General features: G+C 63.7%; 11 protein-coding genes. 7 read left to right on the plus strand and 4 right to left on the minus strand.

The genetic code is table 11. The features are described 5' to 3' along the window. Positions 1–5: 5 nt before the first annotated feature. Positions 6–1448: a 30S ribosomal protein S12 methylthiotransferase RimO gene (gene rimO / locus M1P90_RS19055; RefSeq protein ID WP_483696876.1), complete on the plus strand. Its 1443-nt coding sequence runs from the start codon at positions 6–8 to the stop codon at positions 1446–1448. 71 nt (positions 1449–1519) lie between these two features. Here rimO and M1P90_RS19060 read toward each other — a convergent pair whose 3' ends face one another. After that, positions 1520–1939 (minus strand): BlaI/MecI/CopY family transcriptional regulator, encoded by a 420-nt coding sequence (locus tag M1P90_RS19060; protein ID WP_409569095.1) that lies wholly within the window; start codon positions 1937–1939, stop codon positions 1520–1522. A 335-nt stretch (positions 1940–2274) separates the two neighbouring features. On the opposite strand from M1P90_RS19060, the gene M1P90_RS19065 reads away from it, so the two are divergent. The 3 genes from M1P90_RS19065 to M1P90_RS19075 all read left to right on the plus strand — a co-directional run bounded on the left by M1P90_RS19065 (position 2275) and on the right by M1P90_RS19075 (position 5608). Then, positions 2275–3291, plus strand: a complete 1017-nt coding sequence (locus tag M1P90_RS19065) for a polyprenyl synthetase family protein (RefSeq protein ID WP_483696877.1) — start codon at positions 2275–2277, stop codon at positions 3289–3291. A gap of 187 nt (positions 3292–3478) precedes the next feature. Then, complete coding sequence (locus M1P90_RS19070; RefSeq protein ID WP_483696878.1) at positions 3479–4648, plus strand: glycosyltransferase family 4 protein; 1170 nt, start codon at positions 3479–3481, stop codon at positions 4646–4648. Between the two features lie 234 nt (positions 4649–4882). Beyond that, positions 4883–5608: a hypothetical protein gene (locus M1P90_RS19075; protein WP_483696879.1), complete on the plus strand. Its 726-nt coding sequence runs from the start codon at positions 4883–4885 to the stop codon at positions 5606–5608. On the opposite strand, the gene M1P90_RS19080 is transcribed toward M1P90_RS19075, so the two are convergent. Together M1P90_RS19080 and M1P90_RS19085 are read right to left on the minus strand one after the other, a co-directional pair. After that, a complete protein-coding gene (locus M1P90_RS19080; RefSeq protein WP_483696880.1) occupies positions 5596–7548 on the minus strand; it encodes a hybrid sensor histidine kinase/response regulator in 1953 nt (650 codons plus the stop codon). The two genes, M1P90_RS19075 and M1P90_RS19080, sit on opposite strands and share 13 nt — an antisense overlap. A 305-nt stretch (positions 7549–7853) precedes the next feature. Further along, on the minus strand, positions 7854–8135 hold the full coding sequence (locus M1P90_RS19085) for a DUF507 family protein (RefSeq protein WP_483696881.1): 282 nt from the start codon (positions 8133–8135) through the stop codon (positions 7854–7856). Positions 8136–8457: 322 nt separating this feature from the next. Between M1P90_RS19085 and M1P90_RS19090 the strand changes: the two genes are divergently transcribed. Together M1P90_RS19090 and M1P90_RS19095 are read left to right on the plus strand one after the other, a co-directional pair. Then, a complete protein-coding gene (locus M1P90_RS19090) occupies positions 8458–9207 on the plus strand; it encodes a class I SAM-dependent methyltransferase (RefSeq protein WP_483696882.1) in 750 nt (249 codons plus the stop codon). 15 nt (positions 9208–9222) lie between these two features. Then, positions 9223–9837 (plus strand): class I SAM-dependent methyltransferase, encoded by a 615-nt coding sequence (locus M1P90_RS19095; RefSeq protein WP_483696883.1) that lies wholly within the window; start codon positions 9223–9225, stop codon positions 9835–9837. A 275-nt stretch (positions 9838–10112) separates the two neighbouring features. On the opposite strand, the gene M1P90_RS19100 is transcribed toward M1P90_RS19095, so the two are convergent. Next, positions 10113–11975, minus strand: a complete 1863-nt coding sequence (locus M1P90_RS19100) for a sensor histidine kinase (RefSeq protein ID WP_483696884.1) — start codon at positions 11973–11975, stop codon at positions 10113–10115. 273 nt (positions 11976–12248) lie between these two features. Between M1P90_RS19100 and M1P90_RS19105 the strand changes: the two genes are divergently transcribed. After that, positions 12249–12620, plus strand: coding sequence for an EamA family transporter (locus tag M1P90_RS19105; RefSeq protein ID WP_483696885.1), 372 nt, complete (start codon positions 12249–12251; stop codon positions 12618–12620). Positions 12621–12622 lie beyond the last annotated feature (2 nt).

Below are 12622 nucleotides of genomic sequence, written 5' to 3' on the forward strand. Positions count from 1 at the left end.
ACATTATGAAATACCATATCATTACCCTGGGTTGCCCCAAAAACTCGGTCGATAGCGAAGGCATGGGTGGCATTCTCGCCGCGCAGGGCCATACCGCCGTCACCGCGCCAGCCGACGCCGATGTTGTGATTGTGAATACCTGCAGCTTTATCGCCGCCGCGCGCGACGAAACGCTGGATGTGCTGCGCGACATGGCCGCCAGCAAAACCAGCGGCCAGCAGCTGATCGCCGCTGGCTGCATGGCCGAGAGCCATGGCGCGCTGGTCGGCGCGGTTCCCGGCGTCGATGCGATCCTGAGCACGCGCGAGTGGATGAAGATTGGCGATATTGTTGGGGTTACGGAAACACGGAGACACGGAGACACGGAGACGCGAAAAACGTCTGGCGGCTTTAGCGATATTATTCCGCTGACAGCCAGCCCGCTCCAGGCACCGTCTTCAACGATTGCCTTGTCTCCTAGCCTCCCTGTCTTCGAATCTGACGATCTGGTTGTGCCCGGCGAATATGCCGACTGGCGCACCGCGCCGATTCGCCGCCATGCCGGCGGGCCGTCGGCCTACCTGAAGATTTCGGATGGCTGCAATCTGCGCTGCGCCTTCTGCACCATTCCCTCGTTCAAGGGCGACATGCGCTCCAAGGCGATGGGCGCGATTTTGGGCGAGGCGCAGGAGCTGGCCGCGCAGGGCGTGAAGGAGATCGTGCTGGTTGCGCAGCACCTGACCGACTATGGGCGCGACCTGAAGCTGAAGGATGGGCTGGCGACGCTGCTGGAGGAACTGTGCGGGGTGCTGCCGCGCGACATGTGGGTGCGCCTGATGTACGCCTACCCGCACGGCATCAGCGAAAAGCTGATCGCGACCATGGCCGCGCACCCGCAGATCTGCGCCTACCTCGACATGCCATTGCAGCACGCCCACCCCGAGACACTGCGCCGCATGCGCCGCCCGCCGGATACCGACCGCACCAAAGGCATTCTGCGCGATCTGCGCGCGGCCATGCCCGATATTGCGCTGCGCTCGACCTTTATTGTCGGCTTTCCGGGCGAAACCCGCGAAGAGTTCAAGGCGCTGCTGGCCTTCCTGGAAGAAGTGCAGCTCGACCGCGTGGGCGTGTTCCGCTACTCGCAGGAGCCCGGAACGCACGCCGCCACGCTGCCCGGCCAGGTGCGCGAGCGCGTGACCGACCGGCGCTGGCATGAGGTCATGCAGCTTCAGCAGGGCATTTCGCTGGCGCGCAACCGCCGCTGGCAGGGCCGCATGCTTTCGATGCTGGTGGAAGGGCAGGGAACATCCGAGGATGGCGCGCCGCTGGTGGTCGGGCGCTCGTTCCGCGATGCCCCCGAGGTCGACGGCCAGGTGTTTGCGTGGGGCACCGCGCCGGTGGGCAGTCTGGTGCCGATGCGCGTGACGCAGCCGCTGGAATACGACCTGTGGGGCGAGCTGGCCTAGAACCAAGAACTGAGAACCTTTTGAATGGAGCTGGTTCTCGGTTCCTGGTTCTATTCAGGGTCCGGCTCTCTTCAAGCGGCGACGCGGGCCTGCAGAGCTTTCTGCAGGCGGCGCAGCTCGCTCGGGTTGCGGCGGGCCAGGTAATCGACCATGTAGTCGATCGCCGTCTCGCTGTAGTCGTCCAGCAGGCCATCGAGCACCTGCTGCACCACCATCGTCACAAAATCGTCTTCGGTGATGGCAGGCGTGTAAACATAGGCCAGGCCCTCGCGGTGGCGGTTCAGCACGCCCTTCTCGGCCAGGCGGCTCATGGTCGTCATCACGGTGGTGTAGGCAATGTCGCGCTGCTGCGAGAGCTTGCGGTGCACTTTCTTCACGGTGCTGCGCTCATCCTGCCAGATGATCTGCATAATGTCGGTTTCCAGCGGACCCAGCACTTTGACAAGGCCGTCCTTCGTTGGGCTGAAACGGAAGCGCATGTTGAGGGGCATCGGAGGTCTCCTTTCAAATGGCGTGTCCGCCGTTTGTGTTGCGTGTTTGTTTGGTTGCGCGCTGTCGACACTGACACTGTGCTGAGCGCCGAGTACAACCTTGTGTACGAAGTGTTGCGTTTATTTGCGGCCCGCGTATGTAGTGTATTAGTTTACTGCTCTAACAACAAGAGTATTTGATTACTAGGCGGTTACATAAGATTACTGGAAGATTACAACGTTTTGTCATACTATACAGTATGCATACACGAAAAGCAGCTTCTCTATTTATACATTTATTCATCACCCAATTGCCAAACGTGTTACTATTTTCAATAGTATTATCGGAATAAACGATGACACATCCTGAAATTCGCGCGCAGATCCAGGCAGCTATGCGCGCAGCTTTCCCCGCCGCCGAAACGCGTGTCGCGCAGTTCTATGCAATGCAGCAGTATCAGCTTGGCTGGCGCGACGAACAGCTGGCCCCGGCGGATGTCGACCCCGGCAAGCTCCTGCGCCCCTACCTCGCATTGCTGGCCTGCCGCGCCGCTGGCGGCGACGAGCGCCAGGCCCTGCCGCTGGCGGCAGGCATCCAGCTCGTCCACGATTTCTCGCTCATCCACGACGACATCGAAGACAATAGCGACCTGCGCCGCGGCCGCCCGACCGTCTGGAAGCTGTGGGGCCTGCCACAGGGTATCAACACCGGCGATGGCCTGTTCACCGTGGCGCACCTGGCGCTCCATGGCCTGAGCGACGCGGGCGTGCTGCCGGCAGTCGCGCTCGAAGTGCTCAAACGCTTCGACCAGACCATCCTGACGATCTGCGAAGGCCAGTTTCTCGACATCAGCTACGAGGGCAACCTGGCGATCAGCGAGAGCGACTACCTGGCGATGATCAGCCGCAAAACCGCCGCGCTGATTGCGGCAGCCGCTGGCCTGGGCGCGATTGTTGGCGGGGCTTCTGCCGGCACCGCCCGCGCCTTTTACGAGTACGGCGAGAGCCTGGGGCTGGCCTTCCAGGTGCAGGATGATGTGCTGGGAATCTGGGGCGACCCCGAGCTTACCGGCAAGCCGTTCGCGGCCGATCTGTACCGCCGCAAGCTCAGCCTGCCAGTGATTCACGCGATCCAGGCCACCGGCAGCGACGGCCCAATCGCGCAGTGCTACCGCAAGCCCGAGGTTGGCGACGCCGACGTGCGCACCATGCTCGACGCGCTCGACCAGACGGGCTCACGCGGCTACACGGCTGGCGTGGCCGAGCACTACCATCGGCAAGCACTGGCCGCGCTCGATGCTGCGGATGGCGAAGCGGCCACAATCGGCACGATTCGCGGGCTCACCGAACAGCTGCTGGATCGACGATTCTAACACATCCTGCGCCGATATGGAATAGCCAGCGCGCCATTTCAAAGGCCGCATGGGAAACGAGAGCAATCCACAGAGTACGCAGATTACACAGATATGAGGTCTCTCATCTGCGTAATCTGCATACTCTGTGGATTGATTTTAGGACTTTGACCTAGTGCTGCAACGTGGCCCAGGCGGCAGTAAATCCATGCGAATTGCGCTTCTCAGCGGCGAATATCCCCCACAGCCCGGCGGCATTGGCGATTACACGCGGGCGCTTGGCGTGGCATTGGCCGCGCTCGGGCACGGCAGCCTGGTGCTCACTATTCAGGGCGGGCAGCTGCTGCGCTACGACCTCGCCGCAGCCGAGCGCGCGCCCCAGCCGATTGCCCCGGCGCGTGGCTGGGGCTGGGCCTCGTGGCCGGCGCTACGGCGCGCGCTGGCGGAAACCCGGCCCGATGTCCTGCACATCCAGTACCAGACCGGCGCGTTTGCCATGCGCCCGGCAATCAATTTCCTGCCCTGGCGCCTGCGCGCACAGGCACAACGCCCACGCATCGCCGTCACCGCGCACGACCTGCTGCCACCCTACCTCTTCCCAAAAGCTGGCCCGGCGCGGCGCTGGGTAACGACGGCCCTGCTGGCTGGCGCGGATGCTCTGGTGCTCACCAACAGCGCCGACCTCGCCACCGCCGCCGACATGACACGCCGGCCCGCGACGATCATCCCAATTGGCAGCAACATCGAGGTTGCGCCGCCGCCCGATTTCGAGCGGGCAGCGTGGCGGGCGCGCCTGGGCGTAGCCGCCGAAGGGCCGCTGATCGCGTTTTTCGGCCTGATGTCGCGCAGCAAAGGGCTCGACACGCTGCTGGCGGCGCTGCCGCAGCTGCCCGATTATACGCGCCTGCTGGTGGTGGGCGGCGCGGCCACAGCCCCCGCCGACCGCACCTACGCCGCTTCGATCCAGCAGGCAATTGCCGCCACGGGCCTCAAGCCGCGCGTGACGATCACGGGGCACTGCCCGCCCGCCGAAGTGTCGGCGCACTTGCTGGCGGCCGACGTGGTGGCGCTGCCCTTTGCCGACGGCGCATCGTTTCGGCGCGGCAGCCTGCTGGCGGCGCTGGCCCACGGCCGCCCAGTCGTCACCACCCGGCCCGCCACGCCCACGCCCGAGCTCGCCGACGGCGAAAACGTGCTGCTCATCCCGCCCGGCGACGCGCCCGCGCTGGCAAGCGCAATACGGCGCGTGCTGGCCGACATGGCGCTGCGCACGCGGCTTGAAGCGAACGGAGCGGTGCTGGCGCAGCAGTTCGGCTGGGACGCGATTGCGCGGCAGCACGAAGCGCTGTACGTCGGCATGCTTGCGCGCAAGACCTAGTGCGCGTGAACGCGCAGGGGTTAGGGGTTAGGGGTTAGGGATTGGGGTTACGATGCGCAACGAAGCTTTTCCCTGGTAGTTGCTGGTTCTGCGGTTCTGCGGTTCTTGGTTCTTCGGTTCTGCGAAATCTGTGGATCATAGACTCATAGGCTTGGGCGAAAGGCATTTGCCGCAACCACATGCCACGATTGTGCGTCGTATGATGCAGGCAGGCAATAACGAGGCGGGAGAGGCATGATCAGCTACGCGAACGAGGTGTTTGCTGCTATCGACCACGACCACGTGCTGGAACGAATTGCTGGCGGCAACGAAACCGAGGTCTACCGCACCGACGACCAGCGTTATGTCGTGAAGCTGAAGTGCGACCTGGGCAACACGCTGCCCAGCGCGCTTGCGCACGCCCGCGCCATGCGCGATGCCGCCGAGCGCTACACCCGCTGCCTCGGCCCGCGCCACACCATCGCCAGCCACTACATCGTCGCGCGCGACACCGACGGCCGCATTCAGGTGCTGGTTCTTCAGGAATTTCTGGCCGGCGCGCAGCCGCTGTTCGCGCTCGATTACGCGGGAATGAGCAGCGAGGAGCGCGCCCACATCGCCGCCGAGCTGCGCGACATTATTCGCCGCTCGCTGGAATTCTTTCGCGCCACCGGCAGCATGCCCGACCTGTATGGCCGCACCAGCGCCAGCAGCGACGAGCGCGCCAAGCAAAAGCGCCTGGCGAACCTGCCCCGGCGCGTGTGGAGCTTTGTGGCGCAGCGCAACCTCCTGCGCTCGCACAACCTGATGCGCACCGCCGAAACGCCCGCTCGCGTGGTGCTGGTCGATTACGACTTTGTGCGGCGCGGGCGGCTGTATCGGCTGGTATATTTTACGGTGCGCTGGATGCTGTTCTGGCGCGACCACGCGCTGATTCTGCTGATGCGCGAAAGTGGCAAAACCCCGGCTCAGCCGCGCTGATCGAGCAGTTCGCGCACATGCGCGCTGAGCACCTCGAGCCGGTAGGGCTTATACAGCAGCAGCGTGCCGTCTGGCGCTTCTTCGCGCACCTGCTGGTGCGGCAGCGACTCGCCGTAGCCCGTGACGAACAAAGCGCGCAGTTCGGGCCGCAGGTTGCGCATGTGTTTGAAGGTATCGCGCCCGCTGAAGTGGGGCATCACAAGATCGAGCAGCGCCAAATCAATCCGCAACGGGTTGGCCTGAAAGCATTGCAACGCCTCCAAGCCATCTTCGGCCTGGATCACGGTGTAGCCCAGGCGCTCCAGCATCGCCGCGACCATCCGCCGCAGCGCCGGGTCGTCTTCCGCCACCAGAATGGTCTCGGTGCCACCGCGCACCTGCACTGGCGGCGGCGCAGCTTCTGCCACCTCGGGCGCGCTGGGCAAGGGCAGCACAATCGTAAAGGTCGCGCCGTGGCCGGGCACGCTTTCCACGCCAATCGCGCCGTCGTGCTGCTGCACAATGCCATACACCACCGAAAGCCCCAGCCCGGTGCCGCGATCCTGCTCTTTGGTGGTGAAGAACGGCTCGAAGATGCGCAGCTGCGTGGCGGCATCAATGCCCACGCCTGTGTCGCGAACCGTTAGGCGCACGAAGCATCCTTCTTCGATCACAGGAACAAAGCCACCCGCCCGCGCCGGCAGCCGCACCGTGTCGGTGGTGAGCTGAAGCCGCCCGCCACCGGGCATGGCGTCGCGCGCATTCACGGCCAGGTTCATCAGCACCTGCTGGATCTGCGCCGGGTCGGCCAGAATGCGCGGCAGCTCGGGCGCGAGCGCCAGATCGATTGCCACATCTTCGCCAATAATCCGCATCAGCATGCGCAGCAGATCGCGAATGGTGCCGTTCAGGTCGATCAGGCGGCGCTCGATTGGCTGGCGGCGGCTGAAGGTCAGCAGGTGGCGGGTAAGCTCGGTGGCGTGCACGGCGGCCTGCTCGATCTGGCTGAGCAGCGGGTGGTCGGCCGAGCTGGGCGGGTTGTTTTCCAGCACCATCTGCACATTGCCCATGATCACGGTGAGCATGTTGTTGAAATCGTGCGCAATGCCGCCCGCCAGCGTGCCAATCGACTCAAGCTTTTGCGATTGCAGCAGCTGGTGCTCCAGGCGCTTGCGTTCTTGCCGGGCGCGCTGGCGCTCGCTGATGTCGCGCGCAATGCCCTGTACGCCCACTGGCTCGCCATCCTCGAAGATCAGGCGCGAGCTGACTTCGACCCACACGCGCTCGCCAGTTTTGGTGACGAACTCCAGCTCTTCGGGAATGGCCAGCTCGGCTTCGGAGCGGGCGCGCAGCAGCTCTTCGGCGCAGAGGTGCAGATATTCGGGCGCAAACAGGTCGCCCACGTGCATATGCAGAAACTCTTCGGCAGCGTAGCCTGTCAGGCGCTCGCCACGGCTGTTGACCGACGTAAAGCAGCCGTTCAGGTCGCGCGTGTAGATCATGTCGTTGGCGTTTTCGAACAGGTCGCGGTAGCGCGCTTCGGCGCGGCGCAGTGCTTCCTCGGCCTGCTGGCGCTGCTGCTGCTCGCGGCGGGCACGCAGGGCGCGGGCGGCAACCCTGCCCAGGCGGTGCAGCTGTGCTTTGGCGACATAGTCGGTCAAACCCGCCTTGAAGCACTCCACGACTTTTTCTTCGCCCAGCCCGTTTGCAATCAGAATAAAAGGCAGGTCGGCATCGCGCTCGCGCACCTCACGCAGCGCCTGCAGGCCATTGAAATCGGGCAGGCTGTAATCGCACAGCACGAGGTCGAAAGGTTCGCGCGCGAGCGTTGCCTGAAAATTGGCGAGGGTATGCACAACCGTGGGGTGGCAGTCGCAGCCGGCTTGTGCGAGCAATTCGAGAAAGTGCTCAATATCGCCTGCATTCTGGTCGACGATCAAAACGTATAGCTCAGAAACCATATATTCGTCTCGAAATATGTACTTCAATTGCGCCGATGCCGCCAAACACTCTGCAGCAGTTCTCAAACTGCAGCGACACCCGCGCCACGCAACGATGCCAGCCGCTGGCCCGCTGCGCCGTGTGTACGCAGAACTCCCCCCCATCACCCAGCATATTTGATTTGAATGGCGCTGCGAGCGATGACAATGCCCTGGCGTGGGGCGTATCGCGAGCGCATAAGAAGAACCCGGTGGAGAGCTGGCCCGCCCCTATGCGCGAGCCAGCGAACGGCGCAGTGCCGCCGGGAAGAAGATGCACAAGCCCATTACAAGGTCAGCTTGCGCTCTTTCACCAGGCGCTGCTTGGTTTTCTTGAACAGCTCGTCGTAGTTCATGCGCCCCATGGTTATTTCATATTTGTAGGCTTGCAGCATCTTGTGAATCTCGGCATCGAGGTTCTCTTCGACCATCAGCTCGTCGGTGATGATCTGCTGCGCGGCCATGCGGATCTGCCCATCGTCGCCCTGAAACAGCACGCCGTCGATCTCGGCAAGCTGGTCGACCAGCGCGGCGGCGAGTTGCTCAACTTTTTCCGGGGAAAGTTTCATAGCTGCTCCTCAGTTTGCTCCCGCTTAGTGTAGGCATGATCGCGCAAGTCGTCAACCGGGGGGCAGTAGGGGTTTGGTACCATTTTCGGGCAAAACGAGTGGGCGTATGCAATACGCCCTTCGTCGGTCTGTCGGTCTGGGCGTATGCAATACGCCCTTCGTCGGTTGCAGGTTGGCAAGTTGCGCATCACAATCCCCATTCCCTAACCCCCATACCCTAACCCCCGCGCTGAAAGCGCAGGAGGTTGCCAAGCCCCGCCCCTTCTGGTACACTGCCCGGCGCCCGCGTGGTGGCGCGGCAAGGCAACAGCAAGCGGTTAGTATGGAACACGCCGAATATGAAGTGATGGCGGCCGTGGAAGATCGCCACTGGTGGTATGGCGGCATGCGCGCAATCAGCGCGGCCCTGCTCGACGAAGCCTTCGCCGGCCGCTACGACCTCGCGATCCTCGACGCGGGCTGCGGCACAGGCGGCAATGCGCGCTTTCTGCGGCGCTACGGCCGCGTGGCCGGGATCGACCTGGCGGCCGACGCGCTGGCGCTGGGCGGGCCACGCGTGCCGGGCGCGCTGGCGCGGGCTTCCGTGCTCGATCTGCCCTTTGCCGACGGCTCGTTCGACCTTGTGACCTCGTTCGACGTGCTGTACCACCGCGCCGTGCCCGACGAAACCCGCGCCCTGCGCGAAGTGCGCCGCGTGCTCAAGCCGGGCGGCCGCCTGCTCATTCGCCTGCCCGCCTATGAATTCCTGCGCAGCAAGCACGACCGGGCAGTACACACCCGCCGCCGCTACACCGTCGCCAGCGCCCGCGAGCTGATCGCGGCCGGCGGGCTCGAAGTCGAACGGTGCTCATATATCAACACGCTGCTTTTTCCCATCCCGCTGGCGCAGCGCCTGCTCGAACGGGCCATGCCCTCGCTTGAGCACAGCGATTCCGACCTGGCGCTGCCCGCGCCGCTGGTGAATGAAGCGCTGCGCTGGCCGCTCGCCACCGAGGCGGCATGGCTGGCGCGCGGCGGCTCCTTCCCGATCGGCCTTTCGATTGTTATGCGCGCGCGCCGGCCTGGCGCGTAGCTGTGGGGAAATATTATGCTTGAGCAAGCCCTTGATGGCGTATCGAAGAACCCGCAGGCGTGGAACATCCTGCGCCGCGTGGTCGAAGCTGGCTTTCACGGCGAGAAAGAGGTGATCGCGCGCGAGCTCGACCCGTGGCGCGATGCCGGCCAGCGCGAGTTTCTCGATTTCGGCTGCGGCACTGGCGAGTTTGCGCCATGCTTCCCGCCCGCGCACTACACCGGCGTCGATCTGGCCAGCTACTATGTGCGCTTTGCCGGCCGGAACCACGCCGGGCGCTTTGCGGTGGCCAGCGGCGCGGCAATTGGCCTCGCGCCGGCCCAGTTCGACGCCGCGCTGGTGCTGGGCGTGTTTCACCACATGCCCGACGAGCTGGTGCGCAGCAGCGTGGCCGAGCTGCACCGCGTGATGAAGCCCGGCGCGACCATGCTGGTGATGGAAGACACACCGCCGCCCGACCCGTGGAACGTGGGCGGTCACCTGATGCACTGGCTCGATCGCGGCGGCTACATTCGCACCGACAGCGAGTACCGCGCGCTGCTGGCCCCGCATTTCGGCGTGCGGCGCAACTACCTCATGCGCAGCGGCATCTGCGACTACGAGGTCTATGTGCTCGACCGAGTGGCGTAGGGCAAGCTTCGGGCGGCATACGCCAGTTGCAGGTTGCCGCCGGGGCGTATCGCATACGCCAGTTGCAGGTTGCCGCCGGGGCGTATCGCATACGCCAGTTGCAGGTTGATACCAACGAGCGAGGGCCGAAAATTTACCACGGAGTTGGCAGGTTCTAGGTTTGCGGGTTCACAGGTTTTCTTTCTCCTTCGTGCCTTCGTGCCTTCGTGGTTACGGTTCTCGATTCTTGGTTCTGTGGTTCCGCGGTTCCCGGTTCCGCGGTTCTTGGCGCCGCGCTAGCTCTCGCTGCCAATGGCCGCAGCCGCTTCCGGGGCAGGCGCCTCGCGCGCAGGTATGAGCGCCCGAAACACCGAGCCAGCGCCCACCTGGCTGCGCACCTCAATGTCGCCATCCATCAGCTGGCAGAGCTTGCGGCTGAGCGCCAGGCCCAGGCCAGTGCCACCTGAGCGTCGGCCTTCAACACTCACCTGCGTAAACTCCTGAAAAAGCTGCTCGATCTCCTCCGCGCGCATGCCAATCCCAGTGTCGCGCACCTCGAACACCATACACTCGCCGCCGGGCAATGCCTCGCGCGCCACGCGCAGCGTCACCGTGCCCGCGCTGGTGAACTTGGCCGCATTCGACAGCAAATTAAGCACGACCTGCCGCACCCGCAGCTTGTCGCCGTACAGGAGGCCCAGGCCATCCTGCACATCGAGCACAAAGCTATTCGCATTATGCTCGATCAGCGGGCGCGCCACCGTGCCAAGCTCGGTGATCAGGTGATCGACCTCGAACAGCGCATGATCGAGCACCAGCTTGCCCGCTTCGATCTTCGAATATTCCAGCACACTATTGATCAGATTCAGCAGGTGCTGGCCCGAGGTTTTCACGCGCTGAATATCGGCGGCCAGATTGCCGAACTCGCCGTACTCCACTTCGGCCTCGATCAGCTCGGTGTAGCCCAGAATCGCCGTCAGCGGCGTGCGCAGCTCGTGGCTCATGGTCGAAAGAAACAGGCTCTTGGCCTGGCTGGCGGCCTCGGCGGCTTCTTTGGCTTCCTGCAGCGCAATTGCATTATTTTCGAGCTGCTGGCGCTGCAGCTCGAGCTGCTGCTCGGCGCGCTTGCGGCTGGTAATATCGCGCCAGATCACCAGCCGGCCCGACTGGTGGTTGCGCCAGTCGGTGAGCGGCGAAATTTGCAGCTCGAAATGCAGCGTGTGCCCGTCGGCAACGAGCGAGATCTCGTCGCGCGCGACATGCACATCGCGGTAGCGCTCCAGCAAGTCGTGCCAGCCCATCAGCACCTGGTTGATCGGCATGCCAATCGCTTCCTCGGCTGGCACACGCAGCCCGGCATGCACCGCCGGGTTCAGGTCGATCACGTGGCCGTTCATATCGACCACAACCATTCCATCGCCCATCTGATCGACAACATAGTGGCGCGCAATTGGCGCAAGCGTCAGCAGGCGGTAGCGAAACACGCCCCAGGCAATGATCGGGTTGGCAATCGCAAAGGTGATCGGCGAAAGATCGAGCCCTTCCATGCCGCGAATTGGCACCGCCCGCAGCACAGTGACGAGTGAGCCAAGCAGCGGCACCAGGAAGCCGCAGCTCACCGCCAGAACCTGCTGGCGGTACAGCCAGCGCGAGTGCTGCAAATGGCGCAGCAGCAGGCCAAGCGCGATCAGATCGAGCGCATAGGTGTAGCCAAGCGTTAGCCACATCCACGGCCCGTAGGTATAGACGAGCGCCGGGAAGGCCCCGGTAGTGTCGAGCTGCGGGGCCGTGCGCACCAGGTGGTGGAGGGTATCAGTCCATACCAGCAGCGCATTCGCCACCGGCTCGACCAGAAGCAGCGGGGCAAGCTGGCGCGCAGTGTGCTCGCGCTGGGTGTAGAACAAGGCAAACAGGAAGATGCCAAGCGTCGCAATATCGACGGCTGTGAACTGCAGATTATCCCAGAAACGCTTGCCAGCAAAGCTCTGCGAAAGCAGCTCGCCGCCATAGCCGAGCATCCAGGCGCTTTCGCCGGCAAGGATAATTGCAAACTGCAATGCGCCGCGCACAATTCGGTGGCGCAGCGCGCTGAAAATCAACCCCACCGCAATAATTGTCGAGCACGTCAGTAAAAATAAAAAGAGTGAGAATAGATTCATGCTGATCGTATGATGAAGCGCGACACAACAGCGACCAGGGGCAACACCAGCGCGCCAGGCAAAGCCTGACCGGCGCACACCTGCCGCTACCCATATAAACGGGCGGCGTGGCACACATTGTAGCGAAGAGCCAGGCAATCGGCAACCGTGTGCAGCCCGACTGGTGCTACAATAGCGCCACCAGGCAACCCGGCGCGGCCAGGAAACAGTGCGCGGTGCTGCGAGCGCGCCACGTCACGGAGCATTACAAACCCCATGACAGCGAGACGAAATATGCTGATCTATATATTACTGCTGGTAGCAATCGGCCTGACCGTCACTGGCGAGGTGCTGCTCAAGCTCGGCATGAACACCGTGCGCGCCGACGTAGGGGCATTCAACGCCTCGCTGCCGGTGCTGCTGCGCACCTTTACCGAATGGCGCGTGGTGCTGGGCTTTGCGCTAATCTTTAGTGGCGCGCTGTTCTGGCTCGGCGTGATCTCGCGCGCCGACTTCTCGTTTGCCTACCCGCTGCTGGCGCTCAGCTACGTGGTTGCGCTGCTGCCTGCGCACTTCGTCATCGGCGAGCGCATAACGCTCAGCCGCATTATTGGGGCGTTTGTGGTAGTTGTTGGCGCGGTGATCATCGGCTGGGAACAGAAGTAGGC

The sequence above is a fragment of the Kouleothrix sp. 19917 genome (genome assembly GCF_057073505.1).